This is a genomic window from Micromonospora sp. NPDC049275 (assembly GCF_043197115.1).
In the GTDB taxonomy this organism is placed as follows: domain Bacteria; phylum Actinomycetota; class Actinomycetes; order Mycobacteriales; family Micromonosporaceae; genus Micromonospora.
Window position 1 is genome coordinate 622,189 of the sequence record NZ_JBICSN010000001.1, and the last position, 26,209, is coordinate 648,397.

Annotated in this window: 23 protein-coding genes; 9 read left to right on the forward strand and 14 right to left on the reverse strand. The window is 71.4% G+C overall.

Going from position 1 to position 26,209, the window contains the following annotated elements; genetic code table 11:
* Positions 1–52: 52 nt before the first annotated feature.
* Complete coding sequence (locus tag ACGFIE_RS02915; protein WP_007454516.1) at positions 53–319, forward strand: BldC family transcriptional regulator; 267 nt, start codon at positions 53–55, stop codon at positions 317–319.
* Between the two features lie 100 nt (positions 320–419).
* Here ACGFIE_RS02915 and ACGFIE_RS02920 read toward each other — a convergent pair whose 3' ends face one another.
* Positions 420–1,049, reverse strand: coding sequence for a UbiX family flavin prenyltransferase (locus ACGFIE_RS02920; RefSeq protein ID WP_363681334.1), 630 nt, complete (start codon positions 1,047–1,049; stop codon positions 420–422).
* A gap of 161 nt (positions 1,050–1,210) precedes the next feature.
* Here ACGFIE_RS02920 and ACGFIE_RS02925 point away from each other — a divergent pair, with 161 nt between their 5' ends.
* The gene (locus tag ACGFIE_RS02925; RefSeq protein ID WP_393290373.1) at positions 1,211–2,173 is read left to right on the forward strand and encodes a terpene synthase; all 963 of its coding nucleotides are present in this window, start codon (positions 1,211–1,213) and stop codon (positions 2,171–2,173) included.
* Positions 2,174–2,181: 8 nt separating this feature from the next.
* Here ACGFIE_RS02925 and mqnP read toward each other — a convergent pair whose 3' ends face one another.
* Entirely contained in the window at positions 2,182–3,093 is a 912-nt protein-coding gene (gene mqnP, locus ACGFIE_RS02930; RefSeq protein WP_393290375.1) for a menaquinone biosynthesis prenyltransferase MqnP, read from the reverse strand.
* Positions 3,093–4,553: a menaquinone biosynthesis decarboxylase gene (locus ACGFIE_RS02935; protein WP_393290377.1), complete on the reverse strand. Its 1,461-nt coding sequence runs from the start codon at positions 4,551–4,553 to the stop codon at positions 3,093–3,095. Before ACGFIE_RS02935 ends, mqnP begins: the two co-directional genes overlap by 1 nt.
* 226 nt (positions 4,554–4,779) lie before the next feature.
* Here ACGFIE_RS02935 and ACGFIE_RS02940 point away from each other — a divergent pair, with 226 nt between their 5' ends.
* Positions 4,780–5,655: an alpha/beta fold hydrolase gene (locus ACGFIE_RS02940; protein WP_393290379.1), complete on the forward strand. Its 876-nt coding sequence runs from the start codon at positions 4,780–4,782 to the stop codon at positions 5,653–5,655.
* A 48-nt stretch (positions 5,656–5,703) separates the two neighbouring features.
* Here ACGFIE_RS02940 and ACGFIE_RS02945 read toward each other — a convergent pair whose 3' ends face one another.
* A complete protein-coding gene (locus ACGFIE_RS02945) occupies positions 5,704–6,258 on the reverse strand; it encodes a carboxymuconolactone decarboxylase family protein (protein ID WP_393290381.1) in 555 nt (184 codons plus the stop codon).
* 97 nt (positions 6,259–6,355) lie between these two features.
* Here ACGFIE_RS02945 and ACGFIE_RS02950 point away from each other — a divergent pair, with 97 nt between their 5' ends.
* From ACGFIE_RS02950 to ACGFIE_RS02960, 3 genes are all read left to right on the forward strand, one after another.
* Positions 6,356–6,832 carry a MarR family winged helix-turn-helix transcriptional regulator gene (locus tag ACGFIE_RS02950; protein ID WP_393290384.1) on the forward strand — a complete coding sequence of 159 codons (477 nt, stop codon included), beginning with the start codon at positions 6,356–6,358 and terminating at the stop codon, positions 6,830–6,832.
* Positions 6,833–7,307: 475 nt separating this feature from the next.
* The gene (locus tag ACGFIE_RS02955; RefSeq protein ID WP_363681321.1) at positions 7,308–7,556 is read left to right on the forward strand and encodes a hypothetical protein; all 249 of its coding nucleotides are present in this window, start codon (positions 7,308–7,310) and stop codon (positions 7,554–7,556) included.
* Positions 7,557–7,660: 104 nt separating this feature from the next.
* Positions 7,661–9,019, forward strand: a complete 1,359-nt coding sequence (locus ACGFIE_RS02960; protein ID WP_393290386.1) for a hypothetical protein — start codon at positions 7,661–7,663, stop codon at positions 9,017–9,019.
* A 70-nt stretch (positions 9,020–9,089) separates the two neighbouring features.
* Here the strand turns inward: ACGFIE_RS02960 and ccsB are convergent, their stop codons facing one another.
* From ccsB to hemL, 6 genes are read right to left on the reverse strand one after another with little or no spacing between them, the layout of a single operon-like run.
* Positions 9,090–10,067: a c-type cytochrome biogenesis protein CcsB gene (ccsB, locus tag ACGFIE_RS02965; RefSeq protein WP_393290388.1), complete on the reverse strand. Its 978-nt coding sequence runs from the start codon at positions 10,065–10,067 to the stop codon at positions 9,090–9,092.
* Positions 10,067–11,722, reverse strand: a complete 1,656-nt coding sequence (locus ACGFIE_RS02970; RefSeq protein ID WP_393290390.1) for a cytochrome c biogenesis protein ResB — start codon at positions 11,720–11,722, stop codon at positions 10,067–10,069. The genes ccsB and ACGFIE_RS02970 overlap by 1 nt, the downstream gene beginning before the upstream one ends.
* The gene (locus ACGFIE_RS02975) at positions 11,722–12,537 is read right to left on the reverse strand and encodes a cytochrome c biogenesis CcdA family protein (RefSeq protein WP_393290392.1); all 816 of its coding nucleotides are present in this window, start codon (positions 12,535–12,537) and stop codon (positions 11,722–11,724) included. The genes ACGFIE_RS02970 and ACGFIE_RS02975 overlap by 1 nt, the downstream gene beginning before the upstream one ends.
* Complete coding sequence (locus tag ACGFIE_RS02980) at positions 12,537–13,103, reverse strand: TlpA family protein disulfide reductase (RefSeq protein WP_393290394.1); 567 nt, start codon at positions 13,101–13,103, stop codon at positions 12,537–12,539. The genes ACGFIE_RS02975 and ACGFIE_RS02980 overlap by 1 nt, the downstream gene beginning before the upstream one ends.
* Complete coding sequence (locus tag ACGFIE_RS02985; RefSeq protein ID WP_393290396.1) at positions 13,103–13,750, reverse strand: histidine phosphatase family protein; 648 nt, start codon at positions 13,748–13,750, stop codon at positions 13,103–13,105. The genes ACGFIE_RS02980 and ACGFIE_RS02985 overlap by 1 nt, the downstream gene beginning before the upstream one ends.
* A 6-nt stretch (positions 13,751–13,756) precedes the next feature.
* Entirely contained in the window at positions 13,757–15,094 is a 1,338-nt protein-coding gene (hemL, locus tag ACGFIE_RS02990) for a glutamate-1-semialdehyde 2,1-aminomutase (protein WP_393290399.1), read from the reverse strand.
* A gap of 164 nt (positions 15,095–15,258) precedes the next feature.
* Between hemL and ACGFIE_RS02995 the strand changes: the two genes are divergently transcribed.
* The gene (locus ACGFIE_RS02995) at positions 15,259–15,594 is read left to right on the forward strand and encodes an STAS domain-containing protein (RefSeq protein WP_007454492.1); all 336 of its coding nucleotides are present in this window, start codon (positions 15,259–15,261) and stop codon (positions 15,592–15,594) included.
* Between the two features lie 156 nt (positions 15,595–15,750).
* On the opposite strand, the gene ACGFIE_RS03000 is transcribed toward ACGFIE_RS02995, so the two are convergent.
* Together ACGFIE_RS03000 and ACGFIE_RS03005 are read right to left on the reverse strand one after the other, a co-directional pair.
* Entirely contained in the window at positions 15,751–17,364 is a 1,614-nt protein-coding gene (locus ACGFIE_RS03000) for an ABC transporter permease (RefSeq protein WP_393290401.1), read from the reverse strand.
* Positions 17,361–18,257, reverse strand: coding sequence for an ATP-binding cassette domain-containing protein (locus tag ACGFIE_RS03005; RefSeq protein ID WP_393290403.1), 897 nt, complete (start codon positions 18,255–18,257; stop codon positions 17,361–17,363). The genes ACGFIE_RS03000 and ACGFIE_RS03005 overlap by 4 nt, the downstream gene beginning before the upstream one ends.
* A gap of 92 nt (positions 18,258–18,349) precedes the next feature.
* On the opposite strand from ACGFIE_RS03005, the gene ACGFIE_RS03010 reads away from it, so the two are divergent.
* Positions 18,350–18,847 carry a GbsR/MarR family transcriptional regulator gene (locus ACGFIE_RS03010; RefSeq protein WP_393290405.1) on the forward strand — a complete coding sequence of 166 codons (498 nt, stop codon included), beginning with the start codon at positions 18,350–18,352 and terminating at the stop codon, positions 18,845–18,847.
* Between the two features lie 9 nt (positions 18,848–18,856).
* On the opposite strand, the gene ACGFIE_RS03015 is transcribed toward ACGFIE_RS03010, so the two are convergent.
* A complete protein-coding gene (locus tag ACGFIE_RS03015; protein WP_363681299.1) occupies positions 18,857–19,411 on the reverse strand; it encodes a response regulator in 555 nt (184 codons plus the stop codon).
* Positions 19,408–23,775, reverse strand: coding sequence for a HAMP domain-containing protein (locus ACGFIE_RS03020; RefSeq protein WP_393290407.1), 4,368 nt, complete (start codon positions 23,773–23,775; stop codon positions 19,408–19,410). Before ACGFIE_RS03020 ends, ACGFIE_RS03015 begins: the two co-directional genes overlap by 4 nt.
* Before the next feature lie 345 nt (positions 23,776–24,120).
* Here ACGFIE_RS03020 and ACGFIE_RS03025 point away from each other — a divergent pair, with 345 nt between their 5' ends.
* On the forward strand, positions 24,121–26,190 hold the full coding sequence (locus ACGFIE_RS03025; protein WP_393290409.1) for a SpoIIE family protein phosphatase: 2,070 nt from the start codon (positions 24,121–24,123) through the stop codon (positions 26,188–26,190).
* The last annotated feature ends 19 nt before the right edge of the window (positions 26,191–26,209 follow it).

The window sequence follows — 26,209 nt, forward strand, 5'->3', positions numbered from 1 at the left end:
AGCCGGGGGCAGTGTGTTCAGCCAGGGGCTTCGTCGACGCGAGGAGGGGGCTGTGGACACTGGAGATCGCCTGCTGACACCGGGTGAGGTCGCCGCGCTGTTTCGGGTGGACCCGAAAACTGTGACGAGATGGGCGGCGGCCGGCCGGATAGGAAGCATCCGGACTCCAGGCGGGCATCGCCGGTTTCGGGAATCCGAGGTGCGGGCCCTGCTTGAGGGGGAGGGCATGCTGGACGAGGTGGACGAGGTCGGAAAGCCACGCAATGTGGGACCGGCCGCCTCCACCGGGCCGGGTCCGGCCAACGCCGGCATGTACTGAACTGGTGCGGACAACGTCAGGCGGACCGGACACCAGTCCGGTCCGCGTCCCGCTGCGACGATCCACCGGGCGGCACGGCAGCACGGGCTGAGCCGAGGGCTCAGCTCCGGGCCGCGCCCAGCTGGCCCGACCACCGGCGGAACAGGGTGTGTGGCACGCCGAGCGCGTCCAACACCTTGCCGGCCACGAAGTCGACAAGTTGCTGCGCGCTGGCCGCCGCGCCCGCGCCGTAGAAGCCTGGACTGGCCGGCAGCACCACCGCCCCGGCGTCGTGCAACGCGATGAGATGCTCCAGGTGGCTGCGGGTCACCGGGGTCTCCCGGGGCACCACCACCACCGGTCGGCGCTCCTTGAGGTTGACCTCGGCGGCGCGTTGCAGCAGGTCCTTGGAGAGCCCGATTGCGATGCCCGCGCAGGCCGCCGTGCTCGCGGGCACCACTGCCATTCCACGTACCCGGTAGGAGCCGCTGCTGGGCCCGGCCGCCAGGTCGCCCGCCGGCCAGTGCCGTACGTCCGCGTCGGTCAGGTCCCGGTCGAGCCAGGCCGCGAGGTCCTCGGCCCAGTGCGCGTCGCGGAACGACAGGCCGGTCTCGTCGAGCACGGTGAGCCGTGCCGCCCGGGACACGATGAGGTCCACCGGCTCGCCCGCGTCGAGTAGCCCGCCGACCACTGCCGCCGCGTACGGCGTGCCGGAGGCTCCGGAGACCCCGATCACCCATGGTTCCCGCATCCCTCCAGCCTGCCTGGTCCGCGTCGCGCGCCGGTGGGCACCCCCGCGATCCGGTCGACGCCTGTCGTCCGAGATGTCCGGGCGGGTCCCTCCCCGTCCCGGCGACCTGACATGCTGCCGGTGGCGATTCGCACCGGGAGCAGATCGCACGGGAGGCAGCGGTGACGACCGGCGAGGTCCTCTGGGCGCTGCGCGCCGAGTGCCCGATTCCTGCCCGGCTCTCGCCGCACGCGGACGGGGTCCAGCAGTGGCTGCTCGGCCTGCTGCCCGAGCTGGGTCTGCCACTCGACGACGCCGCACTGCACCGGTTGGCCCGTGGGGGCTTCGCACGGTACGCGGGGCGGCTCTACCCCGATGCCAGCGAGGCCGACCTGCGCGTGCTGACCGCCCTCTTCACCTGGTTCTTCCTCGTCGACGACGCCTGCGACGGTCCGCACCGGCTCGCCCCGGCGCAGATCCGGGCGCTGCGCGACGGGACGCTGGCACTGCTGCACGACGGCCCCCGGCTGCGGCACGGTGGCCTGACCGGTCCGCTGCGGCGGCTGCTGGTGCTGGCCTGGCGGGAGCCGCGTCGCCGGATGCCGGCCCGGTGGCGGCTGCGCTTCGCCGACGCGGTGGCCCGGCACCTCGACGGCACCTGGCGGGAGGCGGTCAACAAGGAGGCCGTCCGCCCACCCAGCGTCGACGAGTACGTCGAGTTGCGGCGGGAAACGTCGGCGGCCGAGGTGTCGTACCCGCTCGTGGAGTTCGTCACCGGCCGGCAATTGCCCGACCCGGTCTACCACCATCCGCTGCTGCGGCAGGTCGCGCGCACCGGCAACGACCTGCTCTCCTGGTACAACGACCTGGCCTCGCTGGACCGGGATCGGGCCACCTCGGGCGGGCACAACCTGGTCCTGGCCACGCAGGCCGAGTGGGGCGTGTCCGCGGCGGAGGCGGTCGACCGGGTGGCCGAGCGCTGGCGGGAGTCGATGCGACAGTTCGAGGCGCTCCGCGCCGCCGTGCCGTCGTTCGGGCCGGCGTTGGACGAGGCGGTCACCGACCATCTCGACGGGGTCGCGTACGCGGTGCGCGGCACCATCGACTGGACGCTGGAGAGCGCCCGCTACCCGACAAACGCCTAGACCTGGCCCTAGGGGCGCAGGTCGAGGCGGATCACCAGGTCGAGCAGTGCGAACACGAACAGCGCGATGCCGACGAAGCCGTTGGCGGTGAAGAACGCCCGGTTGACCTTGCTGAGGTCGGTCGGGCTGACCACCAGGTGCTGGTAGGCGAACGCGACAGCCGTCAACGCCAGCCCGATCCACCAGAGCCAGCCGAACCCGATCAGCGCGCCGAACCAGATGAACAGCCCGAACGTCACCACGTGCGCGACGGTGGAGGCGTGCAGGGCGAAGCGCCTGCCGTACCGGGCGGGCACGCTGTGCACGCCGATCTCCTGGTCGATCTCGGAGTCCTGGCAGGCGTAGATGAGGTCGAAGCCGCCGATCCACAGGCCGACGGCCGCGCCGAGCAGCCAGGCCGGCCCGGAGCCGTCCAGGGTGCCGGTGACCGCCAGCCAGGCGCCGACCGGGCCGACCGCCTGGGCGATCCCGAGGATGGCGTGCGGCCAGTTGGTGAACCGCTTGCCGTACGGGTAGACGACGAGCGGCACCACGGCGAGCGGCGCCAGCACCAGGCAGAGCGGGTTGAGCAGGGCGGCGGCGACGAGGAAGACGACCAGGGCGACGGCCGCGCCGGTCCAGGCCGTCCGCACGCTCACCGCCCCGGTGACCAGTTCCCGCCCGGCGGTACGCGGGTTCCGGGCGTCGATGCGCCGGTCGAGGATCCGGTTGGCGGCCATCGCGAACGTCCGTGCGCCGACCATCGCCACGGTGATCAGCAGCAGGTCGAGCCACCGTACGTGCCGGCCGTTCACCTGCATGGCGGTGAGGGCCGACAGGTACGCGAACGGCAACGCGAACACGGAGTGCTCGATCGTGACGAGCTTGAGGAAGGACTTGACCCGGCCCGGCTTCTCCACCGGTGCGTCGATAACGGCCATCAGATCCCGTACTCCTTCCAGCGCTTGTCGACCAGGGCCGTGACCTCCGGGGCCATGCTCATCTCCTCCGGCCAACCGCGGGTGTAGCCCTCGGTGGGCAGCTTGCGGGTCGCGTCGACGCCGGCCTTGCCGCCCCAGAACTGCTGGTACGACGAGTGGTCCAGGTGGTCCACCGGGCCCTCGGTGAGCAGCAGGTCGCGGGCGTAGTCGACGTTGCCGAAGGCACGGAAGGCGACCTCGTTGTAGTCGTGCACGTCGCAGTCCTCGTCGACGATCACGATCAACTTGGTGAGCGACATGAGGTGCGCGCCCCAGATCGCGTTCATCACCTTCTGCGCGTGCTTCGGGTAGCGCTTGCGGATCGACACGATCGCGCAGTTGTGGAACACCCCGGCGGCCGGCAGGTCGTAGTCGACGATGTCCGGGATCATCAGCTTGAGCAGCGGCTGGAAGATCCGCTCGGTGGCCTTGCCGAGGCCGTGGTCCTCCTGCGGCGGCTTCGAGGTGACGATCGAGTGGTAGACCGGCTTGCGCTGCATCGTCATCGCCTCGATGTGCAGCACCGGGAACGGCTCGACAGGGGTGTAGTAGCCGGTGTGGTCGCCGAACGGCCCCTCGGGCAGCCGCTCGCCGGGCTCCAGGTAGCCCTCCAGCACGATCTGCGCGTGCGCCGGCACCTGCAGCGGGACGGTGAGGCAGTCGACCATCTCCACCCGCTCGCCGCGCAGGAACCCGGCGAACAGGTACTCGTCGATGTCGCCGGGCAGCGGCGCGCTTGCCGCGTACGAGACGACCGGGTCGCAGCCGATCGCGACCGCGACCGGCAGGCGCTGCCCGAGCCGCTCGGCGACCGCGTGGTGGGCCGTCGAGTCCTTGTGGATCTGCCAGTGCATGCCCAGGGTGTTGCGGCCGTGCTGCTGGAGCCGGTAGAGGCCCAGGTTGCGCTTGCCGGTCTCCGGGTGCTTGGTGTGGGTCAGCCCGTAGTTGTGGAAGATCCCGCCGTCGTCGGGCCAGACCTGCAACCCGGGCAGCCGGTTCAGGTCGACGTCGTCACCGCGGTAGACGATCTCCTGGCAGGGCGCGGTCTTCACCTTGCGCGGCGGCACCGACCTGAGCTGCATGACCTTGCCGAGGCCCTCGCGGATGCCGGACCAGCCGACCGGCAGCTCCGGCTTGACCAGCGCGCCGATGCGGGCGCCGATCTCGTCCAACGAGTCGACGCCGAGGGCCATCGCCATCCGCTTCTCGGTGCCGAACAGGTTGATCGCCACCGGCATCTCACCCCGGGTGGGGTGCTCGAAGAGCAGCGCCGGCCCGCCGGCGCGCACCGTGCGGGTGACCACCTCGCTGATCTCCAGGGTGGGGTCGACGGGGACGTCGACCCGCCGCAGTTCCCCCGCGCGCTCCAGCGCCGCGAGGAAGTCCTTGAGATCGGTGTACGGGAAGCCACGAGCCGCCATGTCGCCCAGTCTCCCGCACCGGCTCCCGCACGGCCCAGGCCGGGTGGTGTGACACCCGCGATGACCGGGCCAGCATCCTTGATCGACTCGGCTTCCAGGAAACCGTGGTGTCCCCGGCCGCAGGACACCGCGATTTCCAGGAAGGCGAGTGGATCAACCCACATCCCCCGGGCGTGCCGGGCGGTTGAGCGGGTAGCCGGGCAGGGCACGGGGGACGGGGGCGGCAATGAGCGGCGAGCGGGTTCCGGCGGGGTTCACCGAGCAACGGGCGCGGGTCGGCCAGATCACCATGAACTACGTGCGTGGCGGCAGTGGCCCGCCACTGGTGCTGCTGCACGGCTACCCGCAGTGCTGGTACATGTGGCGACACCTCCTGCCCGAGCTGGGGCGCTCCTTCGACGTGGTAGCGCCCGACCTGCGCGGCTTCGGGGGCAGCGACGCACCGGCCGGCGGGTACGACAAGAAGACAGTCGCCGCCGACCTGCACGGCCTGCTCGACCAGCTCGGCCTGGTCGGTGACCTCCGGCTGGTCGGGCACGACCTGGGGACAATGGTGGCGTACGCGTACGCCGCCGCCCATCCGCAGCGGGTGAGTCGGCTGGTGCTCAGCGAGGCGCCGATCCCCGACGAGAGCATCTACACCTTCCCCGCGCTCACCCAGGCCGGGCCGGGGGTGTGGAACTTCGGCTTCTTCTCCCTCGGCAACGGGCTCCCGGAGGACATGGTCAGTGGGCGGGAGTCGCTCTGGGTGGACCGGTTCACCGACGCGCTCATGGTGCGCAAGGGCAGCATCGCCGCGCCCGACATCGAGGAGTTCGCCAGCCACCTGCGCGATCCGGCGCATCTGCGCGCTAGCTTCGCCCACTTCCGGGCGTTCGAGCGGGACATCGCCGACAACGCGGCGTACCGGGAGATGAAGCTCGAGATGCCCGTGCTGGCCGTCGGCGCGGCGGCCAGCCTCGGTGGACAGATCGCCGAACAGGTCCGCAGGTACGCCGACACCGTCCGCGGCGAGGTGATCGAGGACTGCGGGCACTGGCTGTACGAGGAGCGCCCGGACGAGATGCTCGCCCTGCTGCGCGACTTCCTCGAAGCGGCCTGACCAGCGACCCCGCCGTCGCCTGCGGGCGGGGGCCAGTCTGCGAACGGGTCAGGCCGCGGGCGCCCAGGCGTGGGCGGCCAGCGGCGGGTCGAGCCGCGCGCGGGTGAGCCGGTTGGCGAAGGTCGAGATGGTGTACGCCCCGACGCCGAGCACCACGTCCAGCGCGTGCCGGGGCTGGTAGCCGGCGGCCAGGAAGTCGTCCAACTGGTCGTCGGGCACCGCGCCCCGGTGGTCGAGCACGGCCAGCGTGAACCGGCGCAGCGCCTCCAGCCGTGGTTCGGGCAGCTCGGTGGCGGAACGCAGCGCGGCGATCAGCTCGTTGGACGCCCCGAGCCGGGTGAGCGTGCCGGTGTGCAGGGCGACGCAGATGTGGCACTCGTAGGTGGTGGAGACGGCGAAGACGACCACCTCCCGCTCCAGGGGTGCGAGGTCGGTCTGGTCGAACCCCGCGCTGGCGGTGAGGAAGCCGGTGAGCAGCTGCGGCGACTCGGCCATCAGCGCCACCCCGGTAGGCAGCCAGCCGAACCGGCCCTGCACCCCCTCGACGGCCCGACGGGCGGCGGCGGGGGCGGTTTCGGCGGTGTGCTCGGTGAAGACGGACATGGGTACCTGCTTTCGGCAGCGCCGGTCGGGAGGGCCGGTGCCGCATCCCGTACAATAGTCAACGTGGTTGACGAAATAGTAAACGTGGTTGTCGAACATGGCAACCCCTGAACCTGACCGGCCCGGCTTCGTGCTGCCCCTGCTGCTGCTGGCCGGCTTCCGCACCCTGATCGACGACCTGCACGCCGAGTTGGCCCGCCAGGGGCATCCTGAGCTGCGGCCACTGCACGGCTTCGTGCTCCAGGCCGTCGGCGCCGACGGCACCACCGCGACTGAGCTGGGTCAACGACTGGGCATCTCCAAGCAGGCCGCCGGCAAGACGGTGGACCGGCTGGTCGCCGTCGGCTACCTGGAACGGGTCGACGACCCCTCCGACGCCCGTCGCCGGCTGGTCCGGGTGACCCCGCGCGGTGCCGACGGCCTGCGCCGCTCGGCCGAGATCTTCGACCGGCTGCGCGAGCGGTGGGCCGACACCCTCGGCGCGGACCGGGTCGACGCGCTGGAGGACGACCTGCGCACCATGGCAGCGGCGAACTGGTTCCGCCTCGACGTACCCGGCTGGTTCGGCGGCTGACCGCGACCGCCGCACCGACCGCCGCACGGCGACCACCCAGCCCGACCGCCGCACCCGACCACCCAGCCTGACCGCCAACTCGCGGCCACCCAGCCCGATCGCCGCACCCGACCACCCGGCCCGACCGCCGCACCCGACCACCCAGCACGACCGCCGCACCCGACCACCCGGCCCGACCCCTCAATTCGGCGGCCGCCACGACAAGATCCACTCGGGTTCCTTGAAGTCGGTGCCTCCGGTCAGCAGGACACCGCGAGTTCACGGAAACCGAGTGGATCAAACGCCGACCGGGCGCGGACACCACGACTTCCTGGAAGTCGAGTGGATCAACGGGTACCGGGCGCGAGACACCGCGCCCTTGCCACGCACGCCGAAGCGGAAGCCGACGTGCGGGCCGACCGTGTCCGGGTCAAGCCCGGCGGACACATCTCACCAGCCCTGGCGTGGCCACACCGGCTCGGGGCAGGGTGGATCCATGTCGGACGCGTACGTCGTCGGTGACCCGGACGGGTTGTCGCCCCTGCTGGTCGCGCTGCGCGACGCCATCGCCCGGGAGCTGCACGCGCAGGTGGCGCTGCGCGGAGAAAGGATCGAGCTGGCCGACCTGCCGGAGGTGTCGTACCAGGTCACGATCCAGGTCGAGCGGGCGCTGCGCGCGTGGCGACCCGGGCGTCCGTCCCCAATAGAGCGGCTTTCCGACGGCCATCGCGGCCCTGTCGACTGATCGAAAACTGTCACAGGCGATCTCTAGGATCAGGGGTGCCGGTCGGGTCGTGGGCGAGCAGTCCCGGCTTCTTCCGACCGGTTCATCCCTCACCAAGGAGATCGATGAGATCTGTGCGCGTTACGCGTGGCGGGCTCCTGCGCGGCCTGGCCGCGCTCGTCGTGGCCGCCGCAGGGGTGGGCGTGGCGGGATCGCCCGCCGCGGCGGGCGACGACCCCGGTTGGGTCAGCGGTTGGCTCGGAGACGTCACTGTCGGCGGCCCCGGCGCTCCCGGCCGCACGGTGCCGCTCGACCTCCGCAGCACCGGGGCCACCCAGCCCCGGGTGACGATCGACCTGACCGGCCTGGCCGGAGTCGCGACGGCAAGCTTCCCCGAGTGGTGTGTCACCGCGGGCACCTCGGTCACCTGCCCGATGCCACCTACCGCCGTCGACGAGGACGGCACGCTCACCGGCGTCGTGCCTGTGGTGTTCCGGGCCGCTCCCGGTGCCGCCGACGGCGCCAGCGGCACCCTCGACTACACGGCGCTCGGCGAGCAGACCGACGCGTACGCCCAACAGGCGACGATCACCGTCCGGTCCGGTCCCGACCTGCTCGACATGGTCGACGAGTACGTCAGCGGCGTCGAGGTGGGCGACACGCGCCCCGTTCCGGTGGCCGTCGTCAACGCAGGTGACCAGCCGGCCGTCGACCTGCGGCTCACCATGCGCTTCGCGGTGGGCCTGGTCCCGGCGAGCTACCGCAACTGCCGGTACGGCACCGACCGGGTGCTCGCCACAGTTGTCGTCTGCACCGTGCGGGGCACGTTCGCGCCGGGTCAGCGGCACGAGCTGCGTGGCGGGTTCGCCACCACTGTCGGCCCAGCCACTCTCGGCGACAAACGGATCACCCAGCTCGTGGAGCCGTTGGCGACCGCCGGGCCGCTCCCGAGCGGTGTGCGGCTCAAGCACCGCGAGACCGACCAGGCGCTGCGGCTGCGGCCGGTCGGGAAGCCGCTCGGCGTGATTCCGGTCGAGGTGGCCGGCGCCGGCGGGCAGAGCTACCTGCGCGAGGTCCAGGGTGCCTTCGACATCGTCGCCCAGGGGGCCGCCGTCACCGGTGCCGTCGGCGACACCGTCCGGGTCACCGTGGGCATCCGTAACGAGGGGCCGGGCGTGCCGGATGGCACGAACTCCGGCGACACGGTCGGGTCGTTCTACTTCACCCCGCCCACCGGAGTAACCGTGCTGGCTCACCCCGGCTGCGCGCCGACCGGCGGCGAGGAGGACGGGGAAGCACCCACGCGCACCTGGTTCTGCTACGGCCCGAGAGCCGTGTTCCCCGCCGGGACCAGCAACACTGTCACCTTCGATCTGCGGATCGACAGCAACACCGGAGCAGCCGGAGAGGTCCAGCCGTACGGCCGCTACCCCCGGGTGGACGACAACCCGGGCAACGACATCGCCCCGGTCACGCTGAGCTGACCAAGTCACCACAACGAGATCGGGCCGGCCACGGAGAACTCCGTGGCCGGCCCGATTTTCGTTGGTCGGGTCAGCTCAGCCCGCCGTACGAGTGCAGGCCGGTGAAGAAGATGTTCACGCCGAACAGGTTCATCAGCATGGTGAGGAAGCCGAGCACCGCGATCCAGGTGGCCACGTTGCGCTTGACGCTGGGCGTGGCGCGGGCGTGCAGGTAGCCGGCGTACACGACCCAGGAGATGAACGCCCAGGTCTCCTTCGGGTCCCAGCCCCACGGCCGACCCCAGGCCGCCTCGGCCCAGATCGCGCCGGCGATGACCGCGAACGTGAAGACCGGGAACGCGAACGCGTGCAGCGCGAAGGTCAACCGCTCCAGGCCGACAGCGCCGGGCAGCCGCTTCGCCAGGGTGTACGGGAAGCTCCGCTTGCCCTGCTCGTAGCCGTTGCGCATCAGGAAGCCGACCGCCGGCACCGCGCCGAGCAGAAAGATGCCGGACGCGAAGACGATCGTCGAGACGTGGATGACGAACCAGTACGAGTTCAGGGCCGGCACCAGCGGCACGATCGGCACGTACAGCACCAGCTCGGCGGTGGCCACCAGCAGCACCATCACCAGGGTCAGGAACAGCCCCAGCTTGCGCAGCGACGGCCGCTTCCAGAGCACCACGAGCCAGGCCGCCACCCCGATGAACGTCACCGTGAGCACGAACTCGTACATGTTGCCCCAGGGCATCCGGTCCGCCGCGAGACCGCGGGTGACAAGCGCCGCGAGGTGCAGCACGGCGGCGAGCGCGGTGGCCCCCACCGCGATCAGGCCGGCGATTCGTGCCCGACGCGCGGAAGCGTCGAACGACGGCGGGACCGGCGCGGGCTGCTCCGGGGTGACGCCGCCGCCACCGCCGACCCCCGCGCCCACCAGCTCGCGGGCGGGCGACGCCACGGCGACCCGGGTACGCGCGTTGCCCAGCGCGTACTCGACGGCGTGGCTGATCATCGCGATCAGGTACGTCAGGATCGCGAAGGTCACCAGATTGTCGGAGAGCGCGGACATCACTCGGTCCCTTCTCGCACACCGGCCCGGTCGCTGGAGTCAGCGTCGGTGCCGGCCCGCTCGGCAGCCCGGTCGGCACCGCTCACGGCGGTGACGAGCTGGGCGAACTCGTCGGCGAACCCTGGATAGTCGGTGCGCGGCAACCCACCGGCCTCCATCAAGCTACTACCGCCCGTCGGAGATCCGTTCCCGGGGTCGGTCGACGCCACCCGGAAGAACACCCGGCGACGCCTACCGAACAGCGAGCCCATCAGCCCGACCAGCAGGGTGGCGCAGCTCAGCAGCAGCGGCAGCGAGCCGGGGTCGTGTCGGATGGAGAGCGTGACGTACCGCTCGGTGCCCAGGAACTGGACACTGCTGCCGTCGTCAAGCGTCCAGGTCTCGCCCTTGCGGAGCAGCTTGCTGCCGATCTCCTTGATCTTGCCGTTGCGTACCTGCCGCTGGTCGAGCTGGTAGACCGAGCCGGGGATGCCGGCGTCCAGGCCGAGGTTGCCCCGGTACGCGACCAGGTTCAGCACCGGGTTGCGCTCGGTCGGGTACTCCGAGCGGACGAACGGGCCCTGCTGCGGGGCCGTGGGCAGGTAGATGCCGCTGAACGCCACCTGCTGGTCCGGCGCCCGCCTGCCGGTGGCCGGGTCGACGTTGGCGTCCGGGAACTGGGCCACTCCCTCACCGGTCAGGCCCCTGTCACCGGTGGCCAGGAACGGCTCGTCACTGACCTGGCTGTTGCCGAACCGGTCGGTGTAGCGGATCACCGGGGCGTACCCGTGGCCGAGCAGGTGGACACTCGCGTCGGCGAGGCGCAGCGGCGAGTTCACCGAGAACTCCACGCTGCGGGTCGGCTCGTCCGGGCCGTCGACTTGCACACGGGCCTTGAAGGACTCCGGCTGGCCGGACGGCAGGAACCGGGCCTGGAAGTCGTCCAGCCGCAGGCAGAAGCGGGGCAGGTCGGCGCTGTCCACGCGGGGGCCGAGCTTGGCCTCGGCGTACTGCTGGCGGGTGTTGCAGAACGCGTTGTCCGCACCCGCTACGAGCAGCCGGTTGCCGCTCCAGCCGTACCACGAGCCGAGCGCCACACCGATCAGCACCGCGATCAGCGAGGTGTGGAACAGCAGGTTGCCGGTCTCCTTGAGGTAGCCCTTCTCGGCGGAGACCTCGTCGCCGCGGACCTCGACCCGCCAGCGGCGCTTGCGCAGCACCTCGGCGACGGCGGCAGCGCCACCGGCCGGGGCGGGCAGTACGGCGTGCTGCGGCAGTCGCGCCAGCTGCTTCGGCGCGACTGGTGGCCGGGAACGCAGCGCCCGGAAGTGGTCGCGCAGCCGGGGCGTGATGCAGCCGATCAGCGATGCGAACAGCAGCAGGTAGATCGCGGAGAACCAGACCGAGCCGAAGACCTCGAACGCGCCGATCCGGTCCAGTCGGGGCGCCCAGTCCGGGTGGTCGGTGAAGTACTTGTTGACCTTCTCCGGGCTGATCCCGCGCTGCGGCAGCACCGAACCGGGGATCGCGGCGATCGCCAGCAGGAAGAGCAGGATCAGCGCCGTACGCATGCTGGTGAGCTGCCGCCACGAGTTGCGCAGCAGGGCCAGCAGCCGGTTGGGCCGGCGCCGGGGCGCCGGGGCCACGGTCTCCGGTCGGTCGTCGACGACAGTCATCAGATGCTCACCTCGCCCACCCCGACGGTGGTCTGCAACCAGATCACGAAGCTCTGCCATCCGCCTGTGACAAGCGCCAGGCCGATCAGGATGAGCAGGGCGCCGCCGACCCGGGTGACCCAGCGGCTGTTGCGCCTGATGGCGCGGAAGACCCCGAGCAGGCGCTCGAAGCCCAGCCCGAAGACGACGAACGGTATCCCCAGACCGAGGCAGTACGCCACGGCGAGCACCACGGCGCGGTCACTCTGACCGCTGGTGGCGGCCATGCCCATCACCGCGCCGAGCGTCGGACCGGTGCACGGCACCCAACTGAGCGCGAAGACCGCGCCGAACACCGGTGCGCCGAGCAGGCCGGCCGACGGGAGCCGGGAGATGCGGAACTCGCGTTGCAGTGCCGGAATCATGCCGAGGTAGCCCAGGCCGAGCAGGATGATCAGCGCGCCGATGCCGATCTGCAGTTCGCGTTTGTAGTCGAAGAAGATCCGACCGATCCCGGCGAAGAGGATCGCGGTGGCGACGAAGACCACTGTGAAGCCGGCGATGAAGAGCAGCGTGCCCGCGAGCACCCGACCCTTGACCGCTACCGACGCCGTCCGCTCCCTGACCGCGACACCACCGCTGGCCGGTGCGGGTTCGACAGCCGGCCGGCGGCCCTCCAGGTCGGCGCCGGCCAGACCTGTGACGTACGAGAGGTAGCCGGGAACGAGGGGGAGCACGCACGGGGAGAGGAAGCTGACCAGCCCGGCGAGCGCCGCCGCGCCGATGGCGAGCACCAGCGGCCCACTCAGGGCCAGCTCCTGGAAGGTCTCGCCCATCAGTTCGACGCCGGCTTCTCGGCCGCGATCCGTTCGACGATCGGCCTGAGCTCGTCCTGCGTCACGGCACGACGGATCACCACGGCGATACGGCCGTCACGGTCGAGGACCACCGTCGCCGGTGTGGTGTTGGGCGGGATGTCGAAGTTCAGGGCCTGGCGGCTGGACGGGTCGAAGATGCTCGGATAGGTGGCTCGCCCCTGCTCGAAGGCGATCGCCTTGTCCTTGCTGTCCTGCACGTTGACCCCCAGGAAGGTCACCCCGGACGCCTTGGTGGCCTGGTAGGTGGCCTCCAGATCGTCGGCCTCCGCACGGCAGGGCGCGCACCAGGAACCCCAGAAGTTGACGACGACGACCTGGCCGCGTGCCTGGGAGACGTCGTACCGGCCGCCGGTGAGCAGGTCGCCGCTCATCTTCGGGGTCTTCGACCGCTGGTCCGGCGCGCAGGTGATCGTGAGGCCGTCGCTGGTGCAGCGCTTCTCCTCGCCGCCCCCGGAGGAGCAGCCGGCCAGCGCCACCGCGGCGAGGGTGGCGAGCAGACCCGCGGTCCACCTCCGGGCGGTCATCAGGCCCCCTTGGCCGTCCGGGCTGTCGCGGAGAGGGCGACGAGGTGCGCGGCCGGCTCGCTGTAGCCGATGCCCGCCACCTTCGCGCCGTCGAAGTGGAACGACGTCAGGCTCGCCAGCCCGCACTGCCGCTTGCGCGGGTCGTGCCAGAGCCGCTTGCGCTCCACGTAGCGACGCAGCGTCCAGATCGGGAGCTGATGCGACACCAACACCGCCTCGCGCCCCTCGGCGGCGACCCGGGCGGCGTGCACGGCGGCGAACATCCGCTCGGCGATCACCCGGTACGCCTCACCCCAGGACGGGGTCACCGGGTCACGCAGCACCCACCAGTTGCGTGGGTCGCGGAACGACCCGTCACCCGGGGACACCTTCTTGCCCTCGAACCAGTTGGCGCTCTCGATCAGCCGCTCGTCCACCCCGACCGGCAGCCCGAACTGGGCCGCGATCGGCTCGGCGGTCTGCTGGGCGCGCTCCAGCGGGCTGGCCACCACGTGCACGATCTCCCGCTCGGCGAGACCCTCCGCGGCGGCCTTGGCCATCTGCACGCCCAGCTCGGACAGGCGGAAACCGGGCAGCCGGCCGTACAGGATCTGGTCGGGGTTGTGCACCTCGCCGTGCCGGAGCACGTGGACCACAGTCTTGCTCACAGTTTGTTACCCCCCGTGACCCGCCGCTGCCGCCGCGTTCGCCGCCGTGGGCAGCGCCCCGGCGATGTGCTCCAGAGCGGCGTCGTCGAGCGCCGCCGACACGAACCACGACTCGAACGCGCTCGGCGGCAGGTAGACGCCGGCGGCGAGCATCGCGTGGAAGAACGCCTTGAACGCGGGCACCTGCTGCGTGCGGGCGCTGTCGTAGTCCACGACGTCGGCGTCGGTGAAGAAGATCGAGAACATGCTGCCCGCGTACGACAGTCGGTGCGGGACCCCGGCGGCGGCAAGCGCGTCGGACGCCAGCTTGCCCACGACGGCGGCCGTGTCGTCGAGCTTGCGGTACAGCGCGTCGTCGGCGAGCCGCAGGGTCGCCAGACCGGCGGCGCACGCGAGGGGGTTACCGGAGAGCGTGCCGGCCTGGTAGACCGGGCCGGCCGGCGCGAGACGCGCCATGATGTCCGCGCGCCCGCCGAAGGCCGCGGCCGGCAGGCCACCACCCATGACCTTGCCGTACGTCCACAGGTCGGCATCGGAGGCGTCGAGGCCGTGCCACCCGGCGCGGGACACCCGGAACCCGGTCATCACCTCGTCCACCACGAGCAGGGCGCCGTGCGCGTGCGCGATCCGTGCGAGCTGCTGGTTGAAGCCGTCGCGGGGGGCGACCACACCCATGTTGCCGGCTGCCGCCTCGGTGATCACCGCTGCGATGTGCGGGCCCTCGGCGGCGAACGCCTCCTCGACGGCCCGGATGTCGTTGTAGGGCAGCACGATGGTCTCGCTGGCCGCCGCACCGGTCACGCCGGGCGAGTCGGGCAGGCCCAGGGTGGCCACGCCTGATCCGGCGGCGGCGAGCAGGGCGTCGACGTGCCCGTGGTAGCAGCCGGCGAACTTTACGATCTTGGAGCGGCCGGTGAAGCCGCGCGCCAGCCGGATCGCCGACATGGTGGCCTCGGTGCCGGAGTTGACCAGGCGCACCTGCTCCATCGGGGTCCGGTCGACCAGCTCGGCGGCCAGCTCCACCTCGCCCGGGGTGGGCGTGCCGAAGCTGGTGCCCCGGGCCGCGGCGGCCTGGACGGCCTCCACCACCTCGGGGTGGGCGTGTCCGAGGATCAGCGGCCCCCACGAGCAGACCAGGTCGACGTAGCGGCGACCGTCGGCGTCGTACAGCCACGGACCCTCGCCACGGACCATGAATCGCGGGGTGCCGCCGACCGCCTGGAAGGCGCGCACGGGGGAGTTCACCCCGCCCGGCACGATGGCGCGGGCGCGGTCGAACAGGGCCTCGGAAGCCGGCGCGTCGGCCGGGTAACGGCCACTTCCGGCGGAAACGATGTCGGTCACGATGCCGCCATTGTGTCAGCGCCGGACGGTCAACCGGCAGCCACCCCGGGCCGGGGTTACCAGGCTCACCCACTGCCGGTGCCCGTCACCAGCCCGAACACCGGTTGGGCGGCGGCTCGCGGCCTCAACAGGCCGGGTCGGCTGGATCGCGCTAGGCTGACCGGGTGGATCGTGCCGAACTGTCCATCACGCTACACCGGACGGGCGACGAAGCAGTGCTGCGCCTGGCCGGTGAGATCGACATGCTCACGGCCGCCCAGCTCAGCACCGTGGTCAACGAGGTGCTGGCCGACCCGCCTCCGCGGATCGTGCTCGACCTAGGCGGCGTCACCTTCTGCGACTCGCAGGGCCTGGGGACGCTCGTGGTGCTCAGCCGCAAGGCCAGTCACGCGCAGAGCCTGCTGATGCTCACCCACGTCGGCGACTTCCTGATCCGCGTCCTGGACATCACCGGCCTACGCAGCGCCCTGATGATCCGCAACGACCAACCAACGGGCTAACCCACCCCCACCCACCCCCACCCACCCACCCACCCACCCCCACCCCCGGCCTAACCCCGCCGACCCTGGGGTTGATCATGAAGTTATTGCCAACTTCCGTCCCATTTGTCGGCAATAACTTCATGATCAACGTGGTTCACGGGCCCGGAGGCCGGGTCAGGGGGTGGGGATGTCGCGGGTTTGGAAGGTTCTCAGGGCCAGCGCTAGCAGGGCCGCTGCGATCACCGTCAGCACGGCCAGTGGGGTGGCTGTCCAGTTGTTGCCGAGGACCTGTGGGGTGTGCGTGAACGGGGACAGGTCCAGCGCCCACTGGCTCAGTTTCAGCACCGCGCCGAGCTGACCGAGCAGCAGGCAGCCGGCGAGGACCGCCCAGGCCCCCGAGGAGAACCGGGGCAGCCAGCCCACCAGCAGCGCCGCGAGCCCGGCGAGCACCCACGCCGCCGGCACCTGGGCCAGCCCGGCACCGACCAGTCGGGGCAGCTCACCGCCGACGTCGCCCACGCTGAGGCCGTACGCCAGCCCGGTCGTCAGGCCGGCCACGGCCAGCACCACCACCGGGCCGAGCAGCGCGAAAAGCAGGTGCGCTGCCAACCAGCGGGTCCGGCTCACCGCCGTGGCGAGCAGCGGTTCGGCCCGCCCGGCGGTCTCCTCCGCCCGAGCCCGCAGCGCGGCCTGGATGCCATATCCGGCTGCGGCCAGCGCGGTCAGGCTCAACGTGCCACCGAGGTACGCCTCGGCGAGCGCCGACGTGCCACCCAGCCGGGCCATGATCTCGGCGATCTGCTCGTTGCCCTGCACCGCCTCGCCGGCCGCGTCCGCCGCGCCGCCCAGCACCAGACCGAGCAGCCCGAAGCCGACGGTCCAGCCGAGCAGTTGGCCCCGGTGCAGCCGCCAGGCCAGGCCGAACGGACCGGCCAGCCCCGGACCGGCGACGGCCGGGCCGAGCCGCGGCGGCAGCACCCCCGCGCCGAGGTCCCGGCGCACCGAGACGGGGTACGCGACGAGCGCGACCACCGCGGCGAACAGCACCGGCAGCAGCAGCACCCACCAGCGCTCACCGGCGAAGGCCCGCCCTCGGGCCGCCCAGCCCAGCGGTGAGAGCCAGCTCAGCCACTCGGCCTCTCCGGCGGTGCCGCCGGACCCTCCGGCGTCGCCCGCCAGCCGCAGCACGAAGGCCAGCCCGAGCACACCCAGGCCGATGCCGCGCGCGCCACCGGCGCTCTCGGTGAGCTGAGCGGCCAGGCCGCCGACCGTGGCGAAGGCGACGCCGGTGAGCGCCAACCCGCCGCCGAAGATCAGCGAACCCGCGCCGGGCATACCCGCCGCGACCAGACCGCCGGCGATGAGCAGGCCGAGCAGCACATTCGCGGCGTACGTCACCAGCAGCGCCGCGGTCAGACCGGCGTACCGGCCGAGGACCGTCGCGCCGAGCAGCTCCCGCCGGCCGGCCTCCTCCTCGGTGCGGGTGTGCCGCACCACCATCAGCACGCTTATCAGCGCGACGATCAACACCAGCAGACCGGCCCGCTGGACGGTGAGCGCGCCGACGCTGTCGCCGAACACCGGCCCGAGCAGGGCGACGATCGACGGGTTGCTCGCCGTGCCGGCCAGGTACGCGGCGCGCTCGGCGGCGGTCGGGTACAGCTCGGCGTACGTGGCGGCGTAGCTGGCCGGCAGCACCGCAAGCAGGAGGACCCAGATCGGCAGCACGACCCGGTCCCGCCGCAGGATCAGCCGCACCAGGTGCCGGGTGCCGGTGAACGCGGTCATGACCGCACCTGCTCGGCCTGGTAGTGCCGGAGGAACAACTCCTCAAGCGTCGGCGGCTGGCTGACCAGGCTCCGTACGCCGATCTCGGTGAGCCGACGCAGCGCGACGTCCAGCCCGACGTCCTCCACGTCGAAGCGCACCCGCTGCCCGTCCACCCGCAGGTCGTGTACGCCGGAGAGCTGACCCAGCCCGTCCACCGGGCCGGTCAGCTCGGCCTCGATCGAGGTGCGGCGCAGGTGCCGCAGTTCGCTCAGGGTGCCGGTCTCCACGTCCCGCCCGTTGCGGATGATCGTCACCCGGTCGCAGAGCGCCTCCACCTCGGCCAGGATATGGCTGGAGAGCAGCACGGTGCGGCCGTCGGCCTTGGCCCGCCGCACCCAGTGCTGGAAGACCTCCTCCATGAGCGGGTCCAGACCGGAGGTCGGCTCGTCCAGGATGAGCAGTTCGACGTCCGACGCGAGGGCGGCCACCAGGCCTACCTTCTGCCGGTTGCCCTTGGAGTACGCCCGGCCCTTCTTGCGGGGGTCCAGCTCGAAGGAGTCGAGCAGTTCGGCTCGGCGGGCCGGATCGAGGCCGCCGCGCATCCGGCCGAGCAGGTCGATGACCTCGCCGCCGGAGAGGTTGGGCCAGAGCGTCACGTCGCCCGGCACGTACGCCAGCCGGCGGTGCAGGGCCACCGCGTCGCGCCACGGGTCGCCGCCGAGCAGGCGGACGTCCCCCGCGTCCGTCCGCAGCAGGCCGAGCAGCGCCCGGATCGTCGTCGACTTGCCGGCGCCGTTGGGGCCGAGGAAGCCGTGCACCTCGCCGGCGCGGACGGTCAGGTCCAGACCGTCCAGCGCCCGGGTCCGGCCGAAGGTCTTGACCAGGCCGGACACCGAAATCGGAGTTTCCATACATCGGAAGCTACACTCGTTTCAGAAAGTTGTGAAGACAGTGAGATCTGGGCAGCATCGAGGCTCACACCACCACGCAGGAGGGGACCACCATGGCAACCGGCGACGGCCACGACCCGGTGCACCTCTTCGTCGAGCGGATGGCCCTGACCTTTGCCGAGGTCGGTTTCCCGCGAATGGCGGCCCGGGTGCTCTTCACAGTGATGAGCGCGGACGACCCCCTCACCGCCGCCGAGATCGGCGAGCGGCTCGGAGTCAGCGCGGCGGCGGTCAGCGGCGCGGTCCGCTACCTCACCCAGTTCGGCATGCTGATCCGCGAGCCCGTCCCCCGGTCCCGCCGGGACCGCTACCGGATGCCGGACAACCCCTGGTACGAGGCGACCATCACCAAGACCGCGCTCTACAAGACGTTCATCGACGCGGCCGAGGGCGGAGTGGTCGCCCTGAAGGGCCCGGAGACGCCTGCCGGCGAGCGGGTGGCCGAGATGCGCGACTTCTTCATCTTCGTCCAGGAGGAGATCGACTCGCTGGGTGAGCGCTGGCGGATCCGCCGGGCCCAGACCGGCCACCTGCGCCCCGGCGAGGCCTGATCGGCCCGGTCAGGCGGAGCTGCCCCAGCGCGCCTGCTCAAGCAGCTCCACCGCACGGCCCCGCGACTCCTGGTCATCGGAGCGGAGCAGGGTGGTCGCCTCGTCGACCGCGTCGGTGAGCCGCCGCCACTGCGTGTCGCGCTCCCGAACCAGGTCCGACTGGGCGGCCAACTGCCGAGTCTTCACCCAGAGCTCGACGAAGACCGACACCTTGGCCCGCAGCACCCACGGATCGAACGGCTTGGTCAGGTAATCCACCGCACCCACCTGGTAGCCCCGGAGCGCGAGCTGGGCGTCCCGGTCGGCGGCGGTGAGGAAGATGATCGGCACGTGCCGGGTCCGCTCCCGGCGCTTGATGTGGCCGGCCGTCTCGAAGCCGTCCATGTCCGGCATCTGCGCGTCCAGCAGGATCACCGCGAAGTCGTCCACCAGCAGCTGCTTGAGCGCCGCCTCGCCGCTCTCCACCGCCACCGACTGAACCGGCAGGCCCTGGAGGATCGCCTCCAGGGCCATCAGGTTCTCCCGGCGGTCGTCCACGAGCAGCGCCTTGGCCATCTGGGTCACGAAGTCTCCTCGGTCCGGCTGCCGCTGATCCAGGACGACATCAGCTCGATCAGGTCGTCCAGGTCGACCGGCTTGGTGATGTAGTCGCTTCCCCCGGCCGCGAGCGCGGACTCGCGGTCACCAGGCATCGCCTTCGCGGTCAGGAACACGACCGGAAGGTCGGCGAACCGGTGGTTGCGGCGGATCTGGCGGGTCGTCTCGTAGCCGTCCTGGTCCGGCATCATGGCGTCCATCAGCACGATGTCCACCTCCGGGTGCTCGGCCAGCAGGCGGACGCCGTCCGCCCCGTTGTCCGAGTACAGCACGGTCATGCCGTGCAGCTCCAACGCGCTGGTCAGAGCGAAGACGTTACGGACGTCGTCGTCCACGATCAGCACTGTCGCGCCGTCCAACTGGCGGGTGGCCGGCGCCTCCGGCCGCGCCGGAAGCAGCTCCAGCGGCGGCATCAGCAGCGACGACGGCAGGCCGGCACGCTGCGGCGACGGCGACTGGGGCGCGACCACCGCGTCCGGCGCCAGCACCTGCGGTACGAACAACGTGAACGTCGAACCCTGCCCGGGCGCCGACGACACGGTGATGGCGCCGCCGATCAGGCGGGCCAGGTCACGGCTGATCGACAGTCCCAGGCCGGTGCCGCCGTAGCGGCGGCTGGTCGTGCCGTCCGCCTGCTGGAACGCCTCGAAGATGATCGACAGCTTGTCGTCGGAGATGCCGATGCCGGTGTCGATCACGGTGAACGCGATCACCTGCTGGGCGTTGGTGAGCGCCGGCACGTCGAACACCGCGTTCTCCGCCGCCGGGGCGATCCGCAACGTCACCGCGCCGTTGTCGGTGAACTTCACCGCGTTGGACAGCAGATTGCGCAGGATCTGCTGCAACCGCTGCGCGTCGGTGACCAACGCCGGCGGCAGGTCCTTGCTCACGCGTACCTGGAAGTCGAGGTTCTTCTCCTCGGCCTGCGGGGCGAACGCCTGCTCGACGTAGCCGCGGATCTCCGTGAAACGGATCTCGGTGGGCTCGACGTCCATCCGGCCGGCCTCGATCTTGGACAGGTCCAGGATGTCGTCGATGAGCGAGAGCAGGTCCGAGCCGGCGCTGTGGATGGTCCGGGCGAACTCGATCTGCTTCGGGTTGAGGTTCTGCTCCGAGTTCTCCGCCAGCAGCCGGGCCAGCAACAGCAGCGAGTTCAGCGGCGTACGCAGCTCGTGGCTCATGTTGGCCAGGAACTCCGACTTGTACGCCGAGGCCCGCGTGAGCTGCTGCGCCTTCTCCTCCAGGCCGAGCCGAGCCAGCTCGATCTCCCGGTTCTTGGTCTCGATGTTGCCCTTCTGCTCGGAGAGCAGCGTCGCCTTCTCCTCCAGCTCGGCGTTGGTGCGCTGCAACTCCGCCGACTGCTCCTGCAACTCGTGCGCGAGCCGCTGCGACTGGGCCAGCAGCTCCTCCGTACGCCGGTTCGCCTGGATGGTGTTGACAGCGATGCCGATGGTGAGCACCAACCGCTCCAGGAACGACAGGTGCAGCTCGGAGAAGGCGGCCACGCTTGCGAACTCGATCACCCCGAGAAGCTCGCCCTCGAACAGCACGGGGAGCACCACCAGATCGGACGGTGGTGTCTCGGCCAGGCCCGAGCGCAGCGTGAGCCGGCTGTTCGGGGAGGCGCTGACCCGGATCGTCCGGCGCGAGAGGGCGGTCTGGCCGACCAACCCCTCACCCGGCCCGAAGGTGACGTCGTGCCCGCGCGCCACGTACCCGTACGACGAGGTCAACCGCAGCCGCATGCTGCCGTCCGTGTCGTCGGCCAGGAAGAAGGCGCCGAGCTGGGCGTCGACGAGCGGGGTCACCTCCGTCATGATCATGCGGCAGACCTCGCCCAGGTCCCGCTGGCCCTGCAACAGGCCACCGATGCGGGCCAGGTTGGAGTCCAGCCAGCCCTGCTCGGCGTTCTTCTTGGTCGTCTCCCGGAGGGTGACGATCATCTGGTTGATGTTGTCCTTCAGCTCGGCGACCTCGCCCTGCGCCTTGACCGCGATCCGCTGGGTCAGGTCACCGCGGGTCACCGACGTGGACACCTGGGCGATGGCCCGCAACTGCGTGGTCAACGTCGAGGCGAGCTGGTTGACGTTCTCGGTGAGGTCGCGCCAGGTGCCGGAGACGCCCTTGACCTGCGCCTGACCACCCAGCTTGCCCTCGATGCCGACCTCGCGGGCCACCCGCGTCACCTCGTCGGCGAACGACGAGAGCTGGTCGACCATCGTGTTGACGGTCGACTTCAACTCCAGGATCTCGCCCTGCGCGTCCACGGTGATCTTCTGGCTCAGGTCGCCCTTCGCGACGGCGGTGGTCACCGAGGCGATGTTGCGGACCTGGCTGGTCAGGTTCGACGCCATCGAGTTGACGTTGTCGGTCAGGTCCCGCCAGGTGCCGGAGACGCCCTTGACCTGCGCCTGACCACCCAGCTTGCCCTCGGTGCCCACCTCGCGGGCCACCCGCGTCACCTCGTCGGCGAACGACGACAACTGGTCGACCATCGTGTTGACGGTCGACTTCAACTCCAGGATCTCGCCCCGCGCGTCCACCGTGATCTTCTGCGACAGGTCACCCTTCGCCACCGCAGTGGAGACCTGGGCGATGTTGCGGACCTGGGCGGTCAGGTTGGAGGCCATCGAGTTGACGTTGTCGGTGAGGTCCCGCCAGGTGCCGGCGACCCCGCGTACCTGCGCCTGGCCGCCGAGCTTGCCCTCGGTGCCCACCTCGCGGGCCACCCGGGTCACCTCGTCGGCGAACGACGACAACTGGTCGACCATCGTGTTGACAGTCGACTTCAACTCCAGGATCTCGCCCCGCGCGTCCACCGTGATCTTCTGCGACAGGTCACCCTTCGCCACCGCCGTGGTCACCGAGGCGATGTTGCGGACCTGACTGGTCAGGTTCGATGCCATCGAGTTCACGTTGTCGGTCAGATCCCGCCACGTACCGCTGACGCCCTTGACCTGGGCCTGACCGCCCAGGTTGCCCTCGGTGCCGACCTCGCGGGCCACCCGCGTCACCTCGTCGGCGAACGACGACAGCTGGTCGACCATCGTGTTGACGGTGTTCTTCAGCTCCAGGATCTCGCCCTGCGCGTCCACGGTGATCTTCTGGCTCAGGTCGCCCTTCGCCACCGCCGTGGAGACCTGGGAGATGTTGCGGACCTGGCTGGTCAGGTTGCCGGCCAACTGGTTGACGTTCTCGGTGAGGTCCCGCCAGGTGCCGGACACGCCGCGCACCTGCGCCTGACCGCCCAGCTTGCCCTCGATGCCCACCTCACGGGCCACCCGCGTCACCTCGTCGGCGAACGACGACAACTGGTCCACCATCGTGTTTACGGTGTCCTTCAGCTCCAGGATCTCGCCCTGCGCCGCCACGGTGATCTTCTGCGAGAGGTCACCGCGCGCCACCGCAGTCGACACCTGGGCGATGTTGCGGACCTGGGCCGTCAGGTTCGACGCCATCGAGTTGACGCTGTCGGTCAGGTCCTTCCAGGTGCCTGCCACGTTCGGCACCTCGGCCTGGCCGCCGAGCTTGCCCTCGGTGCCCACCTCGCGGGCCACCCGGGTCACCTGCTCGGCGAAGAGCCGCAGCGTGTCGGTGAGGTAGTTCATCGTGGCGGCCAACTCGGCGACCTCACCGCGCGCGCCGACCGTGATCTTCTGCGACAGGTCGCCCTTGGCCACCGCCGTCGCCACCTGCGAGATCGACCGCACCTGGCCGGTCAGGTTCGACGCCATGGTGTTCACCGAGTCGGTGAGGTCCTTCCAGGTGCCGGCGACGCCCCGGACGTCGGCCTGGCCGCCCAGCTTGCCCTCGGTGCCCACCTCGCGGGCCACCCGGGTCACCTCGTTGGAGAACGACGAGAGCTGGTCGACCATCGTGTTCACGGTGCGCCCGATGCGCAGGTACTCACCGCGCAGCGGCCGACCGTCGATCTCCAACGCCATGTGCTGGGAGAGGTCGCCGTCCGCGACCGCCACGATGACCCGGGCGATCTCGGTGGTGGGCCGGCCGAGGTCGTCGATCAGCGAGTTGATCGCCCGCTGCCCCTCCGCCCAGGAACCGTCCAGCCCTTCGTCGTCGAGCCGCTCGGTGAGCCGGCCGTCCCGACCGACGATCCGGCTGATCCGCCTCAGGTCCAGGTACTGCCGCTCCTGGAGCGAGACCACCTCGTTGAAGGCGTCCGCCACCTCACCGGCAGCGCCGGCGCGGCGGGGAAGCCGGACCTTCAGGTCGCCGCGACCGATCCGTCGCAGCGCCTCGGTCAACTCACCGAGGAGCGCCTCGTGGTCGGGCGCGGACGGGTCCGCGACCGACTGCTTCGCCGTGGTCATCATTCCTCGCTCAACTCGGGGGCGCCGTGCCCGTACGGACACACCGGCACCCCATATTGTGCCCGCGCGCGCCGTAGTGCCAGGGTGCGCGACCCGCCGGTCGGCCCTGGTGGCCTCCGCGATCCCCCCGGCGACACCCAACCCGGCACAGACCTCGCCGAGTGGCGCTGATCACGGGTGAATCGCGACTGCGTGCCCTCGGGCCGGCCGACCGGCTGCGGGCTGCGGGCTGCGGGCTGCGGGCTGCGGGCTGCGGGCTGCGGGCTGCGGGCTGCGGGCTGCGGGCTGCGGGGATGATCCTGCATCGGCTTGGCACCTGGCGGGGGAACGGTGGAGGATACGGGGATGTCAGCCGAGGCGGGGGCCGCGACGGCCGGGGCTGGGAGCGGAGCCGTCCGGCGTGTCCGGCTGCCCGCCGACCGCCGTACGCCCGCGGCCGCCCGCGCGGTCGTCCGCTCCGTCCTCGCCGAGGCGCACCTGGACGACCTGGTAAACGAGGCGCTGCTGCTCACCACCGAGCTGACGACCAACGCCGTCGAGCACGCCGGCACCGAACTGGACATCGAGGTCGTCGCGGACGACGTCGGCCTCTCCGTGACCGTTTCCGACTTCGCGGCCAGTCCGGGCAACGACGAACTGACCGTCGGCACCCGCAACGACGCCACCGAGATCAACGAGGTCTCCGAGCGAGGCCGCGGCCTGTTGCTCGTGGACCACTTCGCCAGCCGCTGGGGCACCACGTACCTCCCGACCGGCAAGGGCGTCTGGTTCCGGCTGGACCGACCCGGGGCGGAGCCTGCGGCCGGGACCGGCTCCGGCGGCACGTCGATGGCGGGCAACCCCGGGGCCGTCGACGGTTCCGCTCCGAGCGCCGGCGCGATGAGCGAACTCATGCAGACCGCCCCCGACGTGTACGCGGACGACCCGCTGCCCGACTTCGCCGCCAGCCTGCTCAGCCGGGTCGCCGAGATGGTCGGCGCGGCCGGTGGCGCGATCCGGCTGGACCGGGGCGACGGTCAGGGCCGACAGTTGTTGGCGCGTTTCGGCCGGCAGCCCCGCCCGGACAGCGAGTTGCTCCGGGTGCCGCTGACCGTGCACCGCCCGTACGCCGGGGAGCTGGAGCTGGACGCGGCGCCGTCGGCGTACGCCCGGCCGCTGGCGGTGCTCACCGCCGAGCGCCTGTCGCTGCACCTGGAGAACGACCGGCTGCGCCGGGCGGACGTACGCCGGCAGGCGTGGCTGACGTTCCTGGCCGAGGCGAGCGAGCTGCTCGCCCAGTCGCTGGACGTCGAGCTGACCATGGCGCTGATCCCGCAGCTGGTGGTGCCCCGCCTCGGCCAGTGGTGCGCGGTGCACACCGCCGACGAGTGGGGCCGGCTGCGCCTCGCGGCCGCCAGCCACGCCGACGAGTCGATGCTGCCGCAACTGCACAAGGTGCTGGCGGAGACCGGCCCGGACTCGGTCCAGGCCCGGCTGCGGGAGGCGTCCCGCAGCGCGGCGCAGATCCCGCTCGGCGGTCCGATGGAGGGCTTCGCGGTCCCGCTGATCGCGCGCGGCCAGCGGCTCGGCACCCTCGCGGTGGGCCGGCACCAGCGGCACCGGCACGACCCGGACGAGGTGGCGGTGCTGGAGGACGTGGCCCGGCGGGCCGCGCTGGCGATCGAGAACGCCCGCATCCACGCCGAGCGCCGACGGGTCGCGCAGACGCTCCAGCAGTCCCTGCTGCCGCCCGTGCTGCCGGTGGTGGACGGCATCGGTTTCGCCGCGGAGTACGTGCCGACGGGCGACGACGCCGAGGTGGGCGGCGACTTCTACGACGTGGTGCCGCTGCCCGACGGGCGCTGGCTCGTGGTGATCGGCGACGTCTCGGGCAAGGGTGTCCAGGCCGCCGCGGTCACCGGGCTGGTCCGTGACGTGATCCGGGTGCTGGTCGGCGACGGCAAGCCGCTGCCGGAGGCGCTGGCCCGGCTCAACGAAACGCTTGTCGAGCGCGGTGGCGGCCGGTACTGCACGCTGGCCCTGGCGGCGGTCGGGCCGGGTGACGGTGACCGCCTGGACGTCTCGCTGCACCTGGCGGGGCACGACAGACCGGTGCTGCTGGCCGGTGGGGGCGGCGCCCGGTTCGTCGGCACCGGGGGCACCGCGCTGGGCCTGCTCGACACGATCACCTCGCCGACGGCGGAGATCACGCTCGCGCCGGGTGACTCGCTGATCTTCTACACCGATGGGGTCACCGAGCGGCGGCGCGGCCGGGAACTGTTCGGCACCGACCGGTTGCGGGACGCGGCAGCGCCGTTGGCCGGCTACTCGGCGGACGTGGTCGCCGCCCGCCTGCGGGCTGCCGCAATCAACTTCTCGGTCGAGCCGCCCCGGGACGACATCGCCGTGCTGGTGCTCCGCAACGACGCGGTCTGACCGAGGCGGCAGAGCCGGG